Consider the following 16753-nt stretch of genomic DNA (forward strand, 5'->3'; position numbering starts at 1 on the left):
CAGGCCACGCGAACCAACTGGAGTCGTCACGATGCGCCACCCGAGCGTCCACCTGTCCGGCCACGGCATCTCCCTGCCGTCGGAGCAGGTCTTCGTTCCTCCGCACCAGTCGGTTCACTTCTACGCGCCGCTGGGTCATCGCCTCGCGGCTCCGGCCGCGCTCGGTGCCCTGCTCGCGGGCGCGGGTCCCGTCTGGTCGGCCCGCGGTTCAGCAGAAGGCACGGTCACCTGCGCGAACGTCGCGCTCTCACCGATGAACGACCGCGAGGTCGTGACGGACGTCGGTGCCGCAGGGGACGCGGTGAACCTCGTGCACGCCGGCGATCCCCGCTTCCCCTTGGTCAACGACGCGCTCACCCTGTGCGAGAACCCGTCGGGTTGTCTCGCCGACGGACACCATGCTTGCGGTGGCTGGCTCGACCACTTCGCCGACGTCGCCGACATCCACGTGATCACCTGCCTCGGCATCGGCGAGAACCGGCCCCCGAGCTACGCGCTCACCCCGTTCGACACCGACGACGAGGTGATGACGGGCGACACCTACGTCAGTCGTCACGACGCCGCGGTGCAGGACTTCCTCGCGCTGCCCGAGGACGAACGAGCCCGGCTCTGGCCGGGGCTGCCCACCGGAACCCGATCGCTGCTGATGACCAACCGTACCGTCGAGCGTTGGTTCGTCCTGCACAGTGCGCGTGAGCACCACAGGCGGCACGGGGACTTCGCATTCGCCCGGTACACCGACGCGCAGCCACACGCCGACCAGGTACTCCTCAGCCAGGACCACGAGCTGGGTCAGGTCCTGGACCGGGTGCACGGATGGCTCGGGAACTGGCTGTGCGGCACGCGGCTGCACGTCGACGCGGCCGAGGAGATGGCGAACCTCGACGAGCGCGATCGGGCAGCGCTGACCGGCTGGCCCGCCGTCGCGAAGATCGTCGAGTTCATCGAGGAAGGTGTCGCGCTCTGGCCGGACGGCATCTCCCCGCAGGACGAGTCGGCGGCGATCTTCGAGCACAACCGGCGGGCTTTGTCCGCCGTCACGTCCGGCTTCGTGGACTGCCTGATCGGCGACGACGACCTGCTGATCGCGCCACCGGAACTCGGGCCGCTCTCCTCCCTCGACGAGGTCAGGGCGCGGCAGACCGACCTCGTGCTGCACCGGTTGACCTCCGACTGGAACTTCCTGCGCGCGGCGATCCGTGTGCGGGCGGCAGCCGGCGGCGTCCTCGTGCTGAGCGGGGAGCCGGTGCGGGTGCACCGCGAGCGGTGGGCGGATCTGGCAGCGGAACTGCCCCATCTGGCGTTCGAGGCTCCTGTGCCGAGCACTGAGGTGACCACCACGGGGTCAGGCCTCATCGATGTCTCGGCGTGGCCGAGCCTCGACTCCTCCGGGCCCGTGCACGCCGCGACCGACGCGGTACTCGCGGCGGTCGCCAGGTACAACGCGATCGCCGCCGGCGACGGTGCCGAAGATCGCGTGGAGTGGTTGAGCGCGGTGCTGGCGGCGCTGTGGCAACGCCGTGAAGCGACCGAACGCCTTCGCGCGGCAATCGCGGCCGTGCGCGAGCAGAGAAGAGCGATCTCCGACTGGTTCGACGCGGTCGTGTGGGCGCAGGGGTTCGCCAGTGCCGCCGCGGCCGGTTCCGCGGACGTGGACTGGCATGCCGCACGGGATGTCGTCCTGCCCGCGCTGCCCGAGTTGACCTGGGGTGAGAGCGAACTGCTGGAAGCGGCGCGCCCGTTGCAGGACACCGCCGCCCACCTGGCGATCGCGTGGGCGGACGTACGACACGCCGCGACCGAGCCGGAGCCGCCGGTCGCGCGTCTTCAGCAGGCAGCCTGGGACCTGCACGAGCTGCTGGACACGGCGAACGAAGCCCTGACCCAGTTGTCCGCGCGGGTGGAAGCGCTGGACGCGTGGGCGGACGTCGTGTTCGCCGACCACATCGAGCTGACCGAGCACGTCGCCGGCCTGTTCACCGAGTCGGCGTCCTCCCCGATCGGACACGAAGTCGAGGTGGCGGGATGACCGGCAGACGTGTGTTCGTCATGGGGCACGGCAGCAGTGACCCGGCGGTGCGAATCGTCGTGCCCCGCGGCCTGCTGGTGCACTTCTACGCGGATGAAGGTCACTTCCTGACAGGCACGGTCGCCCTCGCGGCCATGGTCACCTCAGGACAGTACGGATCCAGCTGGTCCGTGGCGTCCGCGATGGACGGTCCGCTCGCGACTTGCTCGAACGTGCTCCTGGGACGCCTTGCGGACGCCGAGCACGCCACTGTGCTCGCCGCGCTTCCCGCGGGCACCGACGCCGTTCTCGTCGGCGACGAGAGGTACCCGCTCGACGGGAAGTCTCTCCCGCTTTGCCGCACACCGGACGAGTGCGCCGACCAGGGCGTGCACCGCTGCGGAGGCTGGTTCGACCACTTCGCGTCCGAGCGGGAGCTTCACGTCGTCTGTTGTCTCGGCCGGAACGAGCAGACCGCGGCGCCTTCGACGCGCCTCACCGCCGAAGAGGCCTCGGCGGGGCTGACGCGCGCGGAGAGCCTGGACGGCCAGCTGATCACGTCGGCCTTCAGGTTCCTCGGACTGCCTCCTGACGAGCAGGACACGCAGTGGCGCGCCTGGCCGGAAGGCGTGCGGGCCACCTTGATCACGGCGAACAAGCACGTTCACGCCTGGTGGGTGCGCAGGTCCGCGCGCGACGTGCTCGAGCGGGAGGGCCGGTTCGCGTTGTACTCGTACTGGCGGGGACAGCCCCCGCTCGACCAGAAGCTCATCAGGGCGGACGCCGTCCTCATGGCTCAGCTGGAGTCCGCACACCACTGGGAAGCAGGGTGGGCAACAGGAACCATGCTCCCGGAGAACGCCTCAGCCGAGCTGGCGAAGCTGGACGAGCGCGACAGGTCGGCGTTGAGCACGTCTCGTCCCAGCCTGCACAGATGGCTGACCAGGTGGGCGGCCATGCTGCCGCAGGGCATGACCGGTTCCGCGCTCCTGACCGCTGTCGCCGGGTGCACGGCGGAACGCCTGCGCGAAGTTCGCGAGCCGGTGATCTTGGACTGCGCGGTCCACGAGGACCTGGTCGTCGTCGATCCCCAGCGTCTCGTCGTGATCGCGGACCCGTTCGGCTTCGAGCAGGGCCCGGAAGGTCCGCTCAGCCGCGCCATCTCGGCCTGGCAGGTGGTACCCCGCGGCGTCACCGTGTCGGCCGCTCCTGATGGTGTCCCGGTGCTCACGCCGCACGGACCGCTGGACGGGCACGCCTGCTGGGCCCGACTCGTCGACGCGGGCGTGGCGAGGCTCCGGCGACCGGTGGAAGTACTCGTTCTCGACGGCACCAGCACGGTGCACGATCAGTTCGTGCTCGGGGAACACAACGCGGTGCTGAGGCAGGCACTCGATCTGGTCAATCAGGTGGTGCTCCGCGGGCAGCACGACCCGTCGTCGCTGGCGACCGCGGTGGCACACGCCCGGCAAGCGTTGGCCGCGCGCGCCGAGCAGGTGCGCCGAGCGGCCGGCTTCGACTTCGCCGGATGCGTCGAGGTGCTGGGTTCCTGGTCCGGCGGTACCGGGCAGCCGACGACGGAGTTGGAAGTCCTGTGGGAGCTCGCTCACGTCGTGGAGTCCACCGACCTGCTCGGTGAGGTGAACGCACTCGCGGCCACCGTCACCGCGGCGGTCGACGCCGAGCATGCCGGTGAGATCTCCGAGACGCTGCGGGCCGCAGTGCGTGATCAGGCTGACGTGCTCGTGCAGCGGCTGCTGACCCTGTCGCGCTGGTTGCAACGTGCCCACGACGACAACGACACCATCGAGTACCAGCTCACGATGACGGCGGCTTCCGCGGTCTCGCAGTGGTGATCACCTGCGCACACCATGTTGTGCCCCATGGGGAAAAAGCTGAGCGATCACCGTGTACAGCGTGATCGGCAGAGCGGAGGAGGACGAAGTGGCACTGCGCAACTGGGCATACATCTATCTCTCGCCGGGTTTCAGCCCGGAACAGAACACGGTCTCCACCGAGTCGAGTGGATGCCGGTTCACCGCGATCGGTCTCGACTTCGCCGACAAGGAGCGCGTCGTCGACATCGTGCACCGCCTCGTGACCGAGAGCGGTGTGCAGATGGTCGAGCTGTGCGGCGGGTTCGGTCCTTTGTGGATCGCCAGGGTCAGCGAGGCGATCGGCGGCGCGGTGCCGGTCGGGAGTGTCGCGTACGGCCCGGAGGCACGTCAGCCGATGCTCGAGCTGCTCGCCGACGAGCAGAGCACGAGCCTTCCGCACACGGATGTCCGGTGACACTCACGCGCCACCGGACACCGCCCTCGGAGGATGTCCGGCTCGAACATCCTCCCGGCCAACTTCCGTGCCACCTTGTGCGTTCGGTGATGACCCCGAATTTGTACTTCGGCGTGATCATCCGCCACAACCGGGAGAACTCCTGGTTCCGCGTCCGCGGAATCGTGGCGTATGCCCCTCCGGCCGCCGCACTGACGCTCGCCTCCAGGCGTCGCCTGGCACCGTCGAACGGTGCGGCGGGAGCACCACACCCGTTCGCGCGGCCTGGAGGGGACCGGTGATGACCTCTGCACCAGTTCCCAGCTCGTGGCGATGATCGCGTGACGAACAGCGGTCTCGCTTGTGCCACCTGAGGCAGGACGAACCAGGCGCTGAAAGGCAGTGAGGCGATGAGGTGTAAGACGTTGCACATGTCGATGACGTGGGACTGATCTGCTCAGAGGGTGCCGTTCACCCGATGCCGGTGGACCTGTACTACGACACCTCGGACCCGTACGCGCTAGGTGTTGTGTTCCAGCAGGAGCACGGCCAACTGCGGTGGATCTTCTCCCGGGAACTGCTCGCGGACGGCCTCCCCGGCGCCGCGGGCGAAGGCGACGTTCGCCTGGGCCTGTCGGACGCGAACCTGCTCACGATGATGATCGAACTGTCCTCACCGAACGGCGCGGCGAGTTTCGAGGCCTCGGCTTTCGGGCTCGCCCAGTTCGTCGACAGGACTTTCGACCTGGTGCCCGCGGGACGCGAGGCTCAGTGGCTGGACTTCGACGGACAGCTCGCCGAACTCATGTCGGCTGCCGACTGACGCCGAGCCCGCGGGTGGAGCGTGCCCCGGCGGCTGCGCGAAAGGACACAGGACGTTTCGCCACGTAAGCGCTGCCACGAGAAACGATCTGCCGGATGTGAAACCCAACCCGGTCCAGGTTCATGTCATGTCGCCCGACGTCCTCATGCGCTGGGGTGTGACCAGCCTGCTCGCTCACCATCCCCAGTACGAGCTGGTAGCGGTGTCCACATCGCCGGCCGCTCTCGCGAACACCCGAGCGGAAGTGGTCGTCGCCGGTGGCGCTTTGTCCCCGGCCGAGATCTGGGAGATCCTGCAGGACACTGGAGCATCGCTGGTACTGATCGCCGACACCGCGGCTGTGAATGACGTGATCGCGCTGCCATTGCCGCGTGTGCACGTCATCTCTCACGCCGAGCTCGACGAGCAGACCTTCCTCCGCGCGCTCACGTTCGGCAAGAACGCGAGCGTTCCCCAGCCGTGCTGGGCGGCCGAGAGGTTGTCCAGCAGGGAAACCGAGGTAATGCGCTGCATCGCGCTCGGCCTGCGCAACGGGGAGATCGCCTCGTCACTCGGCCTCAGCGAGAAGACGGTGAAGAACCACGTCAACCGCATCTACGCCAAGCTTCAGGTCAGCACGAGAACACAGGCCGTGGTGCGCTGGCTCGGCGGAGCCGCGCGGTCGGCCATTCCCCTGCAACGAACGAGCTGATCTCCCGCGCCGGTCAGACCAACGCTCGGACGAACTCCGCGGCGACGCGGTGCCGTGCCGGGCGGACCTGTCTGCCGAGCACGTCGAAGTTCGAGGCCCTCAGGGCTGCCGTCGTGGCCCGGCCACCAGCGAGGAACCCCGCGACCGCGATTCTCGCCCACCCGTCCAACACACGGACCAACGGCGCTCCGCGATCGAACAGCACCTCCGCGCGGAGGGTCTCGAAATGCACCAGGCGGCGCAAAGCCGGCGATGTGCGAGTAGCCGCCAGATCGACGTCCGGACAACCGAACCGCCTCATGTCCTCACGCGGCAGGTAGACACGGCCCGCCGCATGGTCCTCGCCCACGTCCTGCAGGTGCTCGACCAGCTGCAGTGCCGTGCAGATCGCATCGGACATCCCGAGAAGTCCTGGGCCGGCCTTCCCGAACAAGCGAAGTACCAGCTCCCCCACCGGGTTGGCGGACAACGCGCAGTAGCGCTGGAGCTGCGCGTAAGTCTCGTACCGCCGCACCAGCTGATCTCGCCGGTTCGCCTCCAGCAGGCGCAGGAACACCTCAGCCGGGATGGCGTGTGCACGCACCACGGGAACCGCCTCGCGCAAGCACGCCACCGTCGTCACGCCACGGCACATCGACCGGATCTGATCGCTCGCGGCGTCGAGGTGCGTCAACCGGTCACCGGGAGCTGCGTCGCCGAGCTCGTCGATCCAGCGTGCGACGCCGTACAGGGCCAGCAGGTCCCGGCGCAGCCGACGCGGCAACCCCTTCAGCGCAACAGGGAAGTTCTCGCGTCCCGCACGCAGGCGCAACGCGGCCGGCGACATGTCCAGCACAGTGTTCATCGCGGCACTCCCATCCTTCTCCGCTCAGCTGACCGCGACGGCGGCCGAGCGCCAAGAGCCCTGGGACCCAGCCACAGGGGCAATCCGCGCCATTCTCGCCGGTCCGGAGTGGACAGGACAGTTCAGGCAGATGCCCTAACTGTTGACCGTGAACCATCTTCGGCCGTTTCGGAGGCAATGGACGTCCGCGACCCTGGCCGGGTGCGACTTTCAGCCGTGCTCGTGTTGATGTTCATCGCGCTGGTCCCGGTGGCCCCCGCTCAGGCGGCCCCCGCGGGCGTGTACTACCTGCAGGGCGCAGGAACCGGGCTGCATCTCGCCCAGACCGGTGCTTCGGTCGCCCTGCACCGTCCCGAAGGCGATCTGGATCACCAGCAGTGGTCCGTACGGGCTGGGAAGTTCGAGAACACCGACTCCCCCGGATCGTGCCTGAGCCGGTCACTCACCATGGTGCCATGCAGCACCAACGACACCACTTGGGAACTCAACTCCGCAGGCGACCAGTGGGAGATACCCGGGCTGTCCGTCGGCGGTGAGACCCGCTGGTACCTCACGCCGATCTCGTCTCCGCGACTGCCGATGCCTGCCGACCCGCGTCTCGACCAGGTCACCTTCCTGACTGCCCACAACGCCTACGCCAACGGGGTGGACGGGGACTTCGCCGCGCCCTTCGTCAACCTCGCGAGGAACCAGACGCGCGGAATCGTGCGCCAGCTCGCGGACGGTGTACGCGGCTTCATGCTCGACATCCACCAGACTCCGCAGGGCGCGATGCTCTGCCACGGTGGATGCGACTGGGTGCCGCGGCCCGTCGCACTGCGGACCGACCTCCAACGCGTGGTGGACTTCCTGCGGGCCAACCCTTCGGAGATCGTCACCGTGTTCCTGCAGGACGGCGTGTCCGCGCCCGTGCTCGGGGCGGAGCTCGCTCAGGTCAGCGGTCTCTCGGCGGTGCTGTTCCGCCCCGATCACGCCGGGGTGAAGGAGAACGGCTGGCCGACCCTCTCGCAGATGCGTGCGTCCGGCAAACGCTTGCTGATCTTCACCGACCACCATCCTGCCGACGGACGTGACGCCTACGGCGTGATGTACCAACGGGAGTGGACTGTGGAGAACTACTGGTCCATGGGGCCTGGCATCGGCACTTCGGACTGGGCCTGCTACTCGCGGTGGGACGAGCGTCCGCTGACCGCCACCGGCCGGTTCCAGCCGTTGTTCGTGATGAACCACTTCCGGGACATCCCGTTCCCCATCACCATCCACAACGACAACAGCAAGCTCACCCGGCGCGCCGAGCAGTTCTGCCAGCCCGCCGCCAGGAAGAAGCCCAGTTACCTGGCAGTCGACATGTACCACCTCGGCAACGCCGCGGCGGCCGTGGCGACGCTCAACACCTACACCTACCGACCCTAGTCATGGGCCTCACAGGTGATCGCCAACGCGACGACAATGCCCGTTCTGACTGGGAACCCCGCGTTGACGAACGTGATCCACATCGGGCGCCGGCTGCGGGGGCGGCCGGCGTCGTCCTCCACGCCCAGAGCTTCGTCCGTCCCGTCCCACCAAGCCGAGCGCCGCGCCCGCGCACCCAGGTCCTGCGGGAGGCTGGACGCACCTCCGCACCGAGCGTTGCCCCAAAGGCTCTGCCGCGCGGGCACTCCACAGCGCGTCCCCTGCACGAGGCTGAGCAACCAAACGAACAGCGGAGGTGAGGATCATGCGGGTGAACCGGGCACTCGTCGTGGGAGCTGGAATCGGCGGTCTCGCGGCGGCAACAGCACTGTCTCGTGCTGGTGCTGCCGTAGACGTCGTGGAGATCAAACCAGACGGCAACGTGGTCGGAATCGGCATCAACCAACCAGGCAACTCGCTGCGCGCGTTGAACGCACTCGGCGTACTGGACGATGTTCTGAATGCGGGTTTCACCTTCGACGGCAATGATTTCCGCGACTGGCACGACAACGAGATCCTTCGCGTCCCGTCATCCCTGGGAGACGACAGGGTTCCGGCGAACTGCGCACTCACGCGCGCAGATCTCGCCGAAATCCTGCGGCGTGCAGCCGTGAGCGCGGAAGCCCACATCCGTTACGGCGTGACAGTGGAAGACATCGAAGACGGCCCGGAAAGCGCGGTTGTGTCCTTCACCGATGGTCGTCAGGAGACCTACGACCTGGTGGCCGCGTTCGACGGGGCACGTTCATCCGTGCGCCGCCGACTCTTCGGCACCGAGTTCGACCCCGTGTTCACGGGGTGCTCGGTGTGGCGGCTGCAGCTGCCGCGGCCGCCTGAGATCGTGCGTACGACGGTGTACCAGGGAGATCGTGTCAAGGGCGGGCTCATCCCGTTGTCCGAACGACTGATGTACCTGCTCGTCGTGACCCAGGAACCGGGCAACCCGCATTACGCCTCGGAGAACTTCGGCGACCTTCTGGTCGAGCGCATGCACGGCTTCAAAGGGCCGCTCGGCGTCATCCGCGACAACATCACCGGTCCCGAAGGCATCATCTACAGCCCGCTGGTGGAGTGCTGTCTGCCGGCACCGTGGCACCGCGGCCGGGTGATCGTACTTGGTGACGCGGCACACACCACGGTCCCGCACCTCACCCAGGGTGCCGCGATGGCGCTCGAGGACGCGATCGTGCTCGCCGACGAAGTCTCGATGGACCGGCCACTGGACGACTCCCTCACCGCGGTGGCCGAGGTGCGCGGCCCCAGGGTCGGGCTGGTGAACGCGGTGTCGCGGGCGATCCTCGACCAGGAGATGTCCATCACCGCAGACTTGCTGCCCCTTGCGTGCCAACGCATGCGGGAGGAAATGCCCGGCCAGGTCGCGCATGTTGAAAGCGTCCTCAACGCATCATTCCGGTCACCGCACGCAGCAACCGCTGAACCTGCTTCACCACGAGAAAATGGTCTTCACGACGAATTATCCGGCGCAATTGACACTGGGAGAACGAACTCCAACCCGTAACCAAACATCGACGGCGAGCGCCTGCTCATCGCGCAACACGTTGGCGACATCCCCAGTTGCTGCCCCTGCTCGGCGGCATACGTCTCCATGATGGCCGGTAGGACCGTCCACGACTGCGACCAGCCGCGGTGATCCCGGCCAGCGCACTCGCTTCCCTGGAACGGCAGATGTTACGCCGACGAGGCGTCACGTTCGTCAGCCAGCACCCATCGAGCAGATTGCCCGCCGCACGGCAAGGACCCGGCGGGACGCGACTGGTCGAACTTGGGCTGACTTCTCTCTTCCAGATCGCGGCCTCGGTCTACCAGCGCCGCAGGTCGACCTGACGAGACGGTGCGACGCACCCCAAGACACTCAATTACGTCGACAAGCTCAACGGCGATTTGCACTCAAGCCTCGACGGCTCGTTCGTCCGCGAAGAACAGCACGCGAATGCCCAGTCGGCCACAGTCCGTCAGAGCAATCGAGATCTCGAATCCGATGACCGCCTGACCGGTGCGAGCGCGCTCACCAGCAACGCCACTCCCGCGACCATGATCGACGTGGAGTATCTGCCTGGCATCAAAGAGTAGATGACAAACATCATCGGCATCAGCAGTGCGGCCAGCAACGACAATGCCCGTCCCAACACCGGGTCGCCCAGCACCAATGCGGCAACCCGCATCCCGAGCACCCCAACCGCGATAACAGCCCAGCTACTCAACGAAGCCGTATAAGCAAGAAGGTTCAGCGCGAACACCCCCAGAAACCACCACATGAGCCTGCGCCCGGATGGCGTTGGAGCACCCCTGTTGAACCCAGTACACAAGAACACGAACGATGCGGCGAGCGGCAGCTGGAACGCGAACCAGACCGGCGCCACACCCTCCGACGGCAGCCACAACCAAGCCAGCCCCAGCGCAGCACCTGCCACCACCTTGGCCGGAAAAAATTTTCCGTACACCAACAGGACAAGCGCGATGATGATACACACATAAGGCAAGGAGGACGGCTGAACCGCCCAGAGGAAGGACTGGTCGTCAGGCTGAACCCATAGCATGCCGAACACTGTGGCCCCGAGAAGCCAGATCGCCGACAGAAGACCCAGCAGACCAACAGCCCGCGCGACGTCGCCGCGCCACACCTCACGAAATTCGAAAGTCATGGCAAAAGCACAGCACGGCGTAGCACCATTGCTATTGCCTTATGAGGCACCGGCACGTGCACAGCAAACCGAAACGAGTGACTGAAACGCAGCGCGAAGCCTGCGGGCCTCTCAGCCACCGACAGGTCCTCTGATACGCGGACCTGAACCGCGGCAGGTGGGGATTCGTCGGTCGGATCCCCACCATCGCGGGGCGCGTTCACCCCTCGATGAACCCGCGCTTGGGCACCACGAGCTTGCGCCGGAACGCCATGATGAGCGTTCCCTCGTGGTTGTGCCCCCGCGTCTCGACCTCCACCAGGCCGCGTTCGGGCCGGTTGGGAACGTCCTCCATCGCGTGCACCTCACTCTGCGCGTACAGCGTGTCCCCGTGCCGCAGAGGTGCGAAGTGCTCGATCCGGTCGAAGCCCCGATGGGTGATGGCCCGTCCGGCCACGTCGGCCTCCGACAGTCCCAGCAGCAGCGAGAAGATGTAGCTGCCCACCACCAGCGGTACCTGGTACCGCGTCGCGGTCTCGGCGTAGTGCGCGTCCAGGTGCAGCGGATGCCGCACCATCGTGAGCAACGAGAACAGGTGATGGTCGTACTCCGTCACGGTCTTGCCCGGCCAGTGGTCGTAGACGGCTCCGAGGGCGAACTCCTCGAAATACCTACCGAAGCCCAACGGAGATCTCCTTCCGCGCGGGAACGGCGGCGGGCCGCGGACCGGTGTGCGACACCCACGTGCCGAGCGCGAGTTCCATCGTGATGCCGGGACCGAACCCGGCGATCAGACCAGGCCGACCGGGCGCCGGCTGGTCCTCGTAGAAGCGCAGGAAGACGTCGAAAACCGCGGCGGACGCCACATTTCCTTTGCTCTCCAGGGTGTTCCAACTCTCTTGCAGCTGGCCGAGCGGCACTCCACCATGCGTGTGCAGTGCTTCGAGCACTCGGGGACCTCCGGTGTGGATCGCGTAGAAGTCCAGCGACGTCAGCTCCTCACCGTTGGCGTGCACGAAGCGCCTGAGCTCCGGCATCACCTCCCGCATGGTGCCCGGCACCCCCTTGTTCAGCCGGAAGTGGAACCCGGTGTGCCGGACTTCGTAGCTGATCCAGTCCTGGGTGCCGGGGATGATGTACGAACCCTGTGCTTCGAGCCGCATCCCCGTGCCCAGGTCGTCGCCCCGCACCACCGACGCGGCCACGGCATCCCCGAACAGGCCGTTGGACAACAGGTTTCCGACCTCGAGATCGTCAGGCTGGTAACACAGAGAGCAGAACTCGCACGCGATGACGAGCACGTTGCCACCCGAGTGCGTGGCGCAGAAGTCAGCCGCGCGGTTGATCGACGCCGCACCGGCCGCGCAGCCCAGCTGGGCGATCGGCAGTTGCGTGGTGGTGGGCCGGCAGCCGAGCTCCTCGATCAGCCAGGCCGTCATCGACGGCATCATGAACCCGGTGCACGAGACGAAGATGACAGCGTCGAGATCCACGGCATCGAGTCGCGCGTTGACCAGCGCGGTGCGGGCCACCGCCGGCACGCGTTTCTTCGCTTCCTCCTCGAAGATCTTGTTTCGGTGGGTGAAGCCGGTGTGCCGCAAGGTCTCCTCGATCGGTCTCACGAGATGACGCTGCGCCACGCCGGCGTTCTCGATGAGGCGCAGCGCGAGCCCCAGCTTCGGGTGGTCGGCGTGCAGGCTGCGGGCGAGAGCGAGCGTGTCCTCCTGGGTGATCACGTGTTCGGGCAACCCGATCGCGGGTTTACAGAGCAAGGCCACCTGGCACCTCCGGGAAGGGGATCGATGTCGCTGGGACCGTAGCCGCCACCCGAAGTCCTTCTGCTGCACGGAAAGGCAGCGTCGTGCCTGCCCGAACCGGCGTCTCGGGAGGGCTGTCCCGCCTGTTCCCCCACCGGTCCTGTGAGCTGGGGCTCTGCCCGATCGTGTGCTATTCCAGTGGTGCTGCCACCGCTTCGCGACCACACCGCCGACAGCTGAACCACACGAATGGACGAGTTCCGGTGCACCGTCCAACACCGGCAGATTGTCGCGTGGCCACAGTGTCCACAACGCGGCAACACGACGAACGAAGTCCTTGCCCTGTCGAGCGTTCATGTCGAACCGGCAACGTAGTTCTTCCTGCGCGAGTCACTCTCTCATGCACCAGCTGACGTACCAGGTGGCGCAGCGAATCCATCCATCATGGAGTGCAACTGCTCCCGGACGCGGGCGATTTCACCCCGAGCTCGCGCTTCGGTGTTGCCAACGATGACCAGCTTCTCATCCACCTCGGCAAGGGCGCTCGCGACGAGGCCTGGCAGCAGTTCCACCTGGTCCAGCAGCGCGGCGGTGTGGGAACCATCGTCGCGCCGCCGGTTCCCACACCATTCCTCCAGGGCCGCCCGCAGCTTCCAGACCGCGTGGTACGCGCCGTCAAGCCGGCACACACCGAGCACATCGCGGTAGTTCACGTCGAGCGCGGCGATGCCGTCCCGGAGATGCTCCAGCGTGGTCATCAGGGAATGCCGGCTCCAGAAGTCGGCGACCCCCGCGATGAACCTCTCCGGCTCCGACCGCCGTTCCGGGTGGTCAGCGCAAACCGCGGTCACCCTCGCACAGAGCTCACGGCAGTTCTGCACCTCCGCGGCGGTATCGAGTGCGCGAGCGAACGAGCGGTCCGACTGCTCCGCGCAGACCTCGACCGCGTCCCGCAAGGCCGCGAGCCGCCTCTCCCTGTCGCCACGTCCCGGCGCAGCGCTCTCCGCGTTGTACCGCAACACCAGCCGTCGAAGTTCCGCGCACGCCTCGACGTCGTGCACGGAGATCATCGAGGTCGCGATCGCGTCCCCCAGGCCGGGATCGTCCAGGTACAGCTTGATCTCCTCGACCAGACCCGGAGGAAACGCACGCGAGTCGAGGTCCGCACGGCAGTACGGGCAGGACAGCGGAGCGCCCTTCTTCGCCGCCCGCGCAAGCCATCCGGCGATGCACGAGGCGTGGTAGGCGTGTCCGCACTTGGCCAGGACGGTCACCGGCGTCCTGGTGCGCAGCAGCAGTTCCTCGCAGCACGCGGAGCACTCCAGCTCCAGCAGGTGCCGCAACCGCGGCAACAACGCCTCGTGTTCGGCGGGAGCGACCTGGCAGGCGGCGTCCACCTCGTGCAGAACGACATCGACCAGCCTGCCGAAGTCGTCGCTCGCGAACTCGCCGTAGGACCACAGGTTGTTCATCCAGTCCGCGGCCGACAGCACGGTCGCTCCTCGCGTCCCGTCGAAGTGCTGCCGCAACAACGGAGACTCGTCGAAGTCGATGATCTTCACGGCAGTCACTATCGATCAGACACGTGTGTGCCGACCAGACCGTCGAGGAAGCACTGAAGGGCAGACCTGTGCTCTGCCCACAGGCGTGCGGGCAACCGCTTGCTGCCCGCATCGGTGCCTCCCTGGCCCTCTCGGACGACGGTGCCGGCAGCGCTAGGGTCCGAGTCGTCGGTCTGACTCCGGGCACCAGGTGTCTTCGCGCAGCCGCCGGCCACACCGTGAGACCGGCAACCAGTCCCGCATCCGGAACAGGACGTCAATGATCACCCGTCGGCACCGTGCGACCGCGCTGCTGGTCGCCGCCTGCTTCTTCATGGAGCAGCTCGACGGGACGATCATCTCCGCCGCCTCGCCGGTGCTGGGTCCCGCGCTGGGCGTCTCCCCCGCGTCGGTCGGGCTGCTGGTCGCTGTCTATCTCCTGGCCCTCGTGGTGCTGATTCCCCTCAGCGGCTGGCTCGGCACACGATGGGGCACCAGGAAGGCCTTCGTCACCGCCATCGCTGTTTTCACCGCGGCCTCGCTCGGTTGCGCCGTCAGCACGGCGTTCGGTCAGTTGATCGTTCTTCGGGTGGTGCAGGGCGCGGCGGGCGCGATGATGGTGCCGGTGGGCTTGCTGATCGTGCTCGGTACGGCGGAGAAGCCCGACATCCCCCGGCTGCTCTCCTATGTCGTGTGGCCTGGCCTCACCGCGCCGGTCCTGGCGCCGGTGCTCGGAGGGGCGATCGCCACGTACTGGAGCTGGCGCTGGATCTTCCTGGTCAACGTGCCGGTCGGCCTGGTCGCAGTGCTGCTGGCCTGGCGACTGATCGCCCCGGCACCGGGCCGAGGCACGGTGCCGCCGCTCGACCTCATCGGTGCTGTGCTCACCGCCACCGGCCTGGGCGCCCTGGTCACCGCGGGACACCTCATCGGCCACGGCTGGGTCCTGCCGGCAGTGGTGGCCGCGGCGGGCGTGGCGATGCTGGTAGCCGCCGTGCGGCACCTGCTGCGGTCCCCTCACCCGCTGGTCGAGCTCCGGACCCTGCGCACGCGGACGTTCCGCGTCGCCGTTCTCGGCAGCCTGCTCTTCGGTGCCGCGGTCGCCTCGGTGCCGTTCCTGCTGCCGCTGGTGTTCGGCGCGGAGTTCGGCTGGAGCCCAGCCCGAGCCGGCGCGGTCGTGCTGTTCGTGTTCGCGGGCAACATAGCGATCAAGCCGACGACCACCCGCCTCATCAACCACGTCGCGTTCCGCTGGTTGATCGGCGGCTCGGCGGTCTGCCTCACGGCCACGGTCGTCTTCTTCGCACTGATCACACCGGCGACACCCCTGCCGGTCATCATGGCGATCGCATTCGTCAGCGGATGTGCCCGCTCCGTCGGCCTCACCGCCTATTCGACGCTCGCGTTCGCCGACGCGCCTCCCGCACAGATGCAGCACTGCAACACGGTGCTGGCGATGGCTCAACAGATGTCCGGGGTGCTGGGGATCTCCGTGAGCGCCGCGACGTTCGAGCTCGGTAGCTCCGTCGCGTTCGGTGTGATGGCGGCCGCGGGCATGGGGGCGGCGTTGCACGCCGTGCGGCTGGACCAGGCGGCGGGCAGAGCCGTGCGCACGCCCGCCCCAGCTGGCTGACTCAACGCACGACGACGCTCTGTTGCTGCTCCTGGACGGCACCGGCAGTGGCGACCGGTGGCACCGGCAGGCCGCCGGTGATCGCGGAACCGAACATCGTGGCCACCAGTCGCATCGTGTCCGCGTCCATGGTCCTCACTCCTCCGCGTCGTCTTCGTGGACATCACAGGCGGGCGCCGCGGTCATTACGCGATCCGTCGACTTCTTCGCAGCCGGCTCTCAGGCCCACCGGACCGACGCGGGCAGTCTGATTGCCTCAACTCCTTCCCGTTCATTCATGCGCGAGGCGCGGCGCCCTCATGACCATGGCGGACACACAGCACGAAGTGTTGGCACGCAACGCCGCCGGTCCGGTGGCGACAGGAGGACCTTCCGATGACGTCGTTCGACCAAGTTCTGGTGAACTGGCCCTTCGAAATGGGCTGGCCGGCGGACTACCGGCGGTTCTGGTTGCAGACGATCTGCTCGGCCGCAGCACACACCGCCTGCTCGGATGCCCACGGCTGGGCGTCGTTCACCGAACTGCTGTGTCAGGAGGCCGCGACAGCAGGCCTGTCGTCGGCCGTGGTCGCGGAGTTCACCGGCTATCTGTCCGATGTCTACGGGGAGGTCGTCCCGGAGCACGACCCCGGCTCCGAACCACATCCGGAGGCTGCAGGGCCCGATCCCGGTGTGCTGCCTCAACTTCTCGGCTACCTGCGCGACTCAATGACTCTGCCGCACCTCCTCGGCATGCACGAGGCGTACACGGCCTCCGTCGACCACGGCGACGACAGGCCGAAGGCCGGTGCGGAGCAGGCATGGGCGCGGCTGCTCGAAGTGGACGGACGCTGGGACGACACGACCCACTCCTGGCCACAGTTCCGTGAGCTCTTCACCAGGACGGCTATCGCGCTCGGTGTCGGTGACCAGGCCAGGGAGCTGACGGACCAGTTGCACCTGCTCGAGAGCGACCAGGAGCGCCTGGCCGTCCTCGACCACCTCCGCGACACCGTCACCTACCGGGGGACCATGTCCGGCATCGCCGCCGAACGGATCGAGCAGCCCGGCCTTCACCAGATCAATCCCCAGTAGCAGCGGCAGCAGCCCGG

The 16753-nt window shown here is 67.4% G+C and carries 16 protein-coding genes; 10 read left to right on the top strand and 6 right to left on the bottom strand.

Annotation, left to right across the window (positions count from 1 at the left end):
• The first annotated feature begins 31 nt into the window (after window positions 1–31).
• The 6 genes from ACRSBM_RS26485 to ACRSBM_RS26510 all read left to right on the top strand — a co-directional run bounded on the left by ACRSBM_RS26485 (window position 32) and on the right by ACRSBM_RS26510 (window position 5793).
• On the top strand, window positions 32–2029 hold the full coding sequence (locus ACRSBM_RS26485) for a hypothetical protein (protein ID WP_434447099.1): 1998 nt from the start codon (window positions 32–34) through the stop codon (window positions 2027–2029).
• Window positions 2026–3864, top strand: coding sequence for a putative adhesin (locus tag ACRSBM_RS26490; protein WP_434447101.1), 1839 nt, complete (start codon window positions 2026–2028; stop codon window positions 3862–3864). The genes ACRSBM_RS26485 and ACRSBM_RS26490 overlap by 4 nt, the downstream gene beginning before the upstream one ends.
• A gap of 61 nt (window positions 3865–3925) precedes the next feature.
• Complete coding sequence (locus tag ACRSBM_RS26495; RefSeq protein ID WP_434447103.1) at window positions 3926–4300, top strand: DUF6506 family protein; 375 nt, start codon at window positions 3926–3928, stop codon at window positions 4298–4300.
• Between the two features lie 89 nt (window positions 4301–4389).
• The gene (locus tag ACRSBM_RS26500; protein ID WP_434447105.1) at window positions 4390–4581 is read left to right on the top strand and encodes a hypothetical protein; all 192 of its coding nucleotides are present in this window, start codon (window positions 4390–4392) and stop codon (window positions 4579–4581) included.
• Between the two features lie 176 nt (window positions 4582–4757).
• Window positions 4758–5102 (top strand): SsgA family sporulation/cell division regulator, encoded by a 345-nt coding sequence (locus ACRSBM_RS26505; protein ID WP_434447106.1) that lies wholly within the window; start codon window positions 4758–4760, stop codon window positions 5100–5102.
• A gap of 127 nt (window positions 5103–5229) precedes the next feature.
• Window positions 5230–5793: a helix-turn-helix domain-containing protein gene (locus tag ACRSBM_RS26510; protein ID WP_434447108.1), complete on the top strand. Its 564-nt coding sequence runs from the start codon at window positions 5230–5232 to the stop codon at window positions 5791–5793.
• 13 nt (window positions 5794–5806) lie between these two features.
• Here ACRSBM_RS26510 and hpnC read toward each other — a convergent pair whose 3' ends face one another.
• A complete protein-coding gene (hpnC, locus tag ACRSBM_RS26515) occupies window positions 5807–6637 on the bottom strand; it encodes a squalene synthase HpnC (protein WP_434447110.1) in 831 nt (276 codons plus the stop codon).
• A gap of 201 nt (window positions 6638–6838) precedes the next feature.
• Between hpnC and ACRSBM_RS26520 the strand changes: the two genes are divergently transcribed.
• Both ACRSBM_RS26520 and ACRSBM_RS26525 read left to right on the top strand, forming a co-directional pair.
• A complete protein-coding gene (locus ACRSBM_RS26520; protein WP_434447112.1) occupies window positions 6839–8050 on the top strand; it encodes a PI-PLC domain-containing protein in 1212 nt (403 codons plus the stop codon).
• A 304-nt stretch (window positions 8051–8354) separates the two neighbouring features.
• Complete coding sequence (locus ACRSBM_RS26525; RefSeq protein ID WP_434447114.1) at window positions 8355–9608, top strand: FAD-dependent monooxygenase; 1254 nt, start codon at window positions 8355–8357, stop codon at window positions 9606–9608.
• Between the two features lie 454 nt (window positions 9609–10062).
• Here the strand turns inward: ACRSBM_RS26525 and ACRSBM_RS26530 are convergent, their stop codons facing one another.
• The 4 genes from ACRSBM_RS26530 to ACRSBM_RS26545 all read right to left on the bottom strand — a co-directional run bounded on the left by ACRSBM_RS26530 (window position 10063) and on the right by ACRSBM_RS26545 (window position 14050).
• A complete protein-coding gene (locus tag ACRSBM_RS26530) occupies window positions 10063–10752 on the bottom strand; it encodes a hypothetical protein (protein ID WP_434447116.1) in 690 nt (229 codons plus the stop codon).
• 199 nt (window positions 10753–10951) lie between these two features.
• Window positions 10952–11416 (bottom strand): MaoC family dehydratase, encoded by a 465-nt coding sequence (locus ACRSBM_RS26535; protein WP_434447118.1) that lies wholly within the window; start codon window positions 11414–11416, stop codon window positions 10952–10954.
• Window positions 11403–12509: a type III polyketide synthase gene (locus ACRSBM_RS26540; RefSeq protein ID WP_434447120.1), complete on the bottom strand. Its 1107-nt coding sequence runs from the start codon at window positions 12507–12509 to the stop codon at window positions 11403–11405. Before ACRSBM_RS26540 ends, ACRSBM_RS26535 begins: the two co-directional genes overlap by 14 nt.
• Before the next feature lie 377 nt (window positions 12510–12886).
• A complete protein-coding gene (locus tag ACRSBM_RS26545) occupies window positions 12887–14050 on the bottom strand; it encodes an RING finger domain-containing protein (protein ID WP_434447122.1) in 1164 nt (387 codons plus the stop codon).
• A 259-nt stretch (window positions 14051–14309) separates the two neighbouring features.
• Between ACRSBM_RS26545 and ACRSBM_RS26550 the strand changes: the two genes are divergently transcribed.
• On the top strand, window positions 14310–15662 hold the full coding sequence (locus tag ACRSBM_RS26550) for an MFS transporter (RefSeq protein WP_434447124.1): 1353 nt from the start codon (window positions 14310–14312) through the stop codon (window positions 15660–15662).
• A gap of 1 nt (window position 15663) precedes the next feature.
• Here the strand turns inward: ACRSBM_RS26550 and ACRSBM_RS26555 are convergent, their stop codons facing one another.
• Window positions 15664–15792 (bottom strand): hypothetical protein, encoded by a 129-nt coding sequence (locus tag ACRSBM_RS26555; RefSeq protein WP_434447126.1) that lies wholly within the window; start codon window positions 15790–15792, stop codon window positions 15664–15666.
• Between the two features lie 245 nt (window positions 15793–16037).
• On the opposite strand from ACRSBM_RS26555, the gene ACRSBM_RS26560 reads away from it, so the two are divergent.
• Complete coding sequence (locus ACRSBM_RS26560) at window positions 16038–16736, top strand: hypothetical protein (protein WP_434447128.1); 699 nt, start codon at window positions 16038–16040, stop codon at window positions 16734–16736.
• Window positions 16737–16753: the final 17 nt, after the last annotated feature.

The sequence above is a fragment of the Lentzea xerophila genome (assembly GCF_051094245.1).
Classification (GTDB): Bacteria; Actinomycetota; Actinomycetes; order Mycobacteriales; family Pseudonocardiaceae; genus Lentzea; species Lentzea xerophila.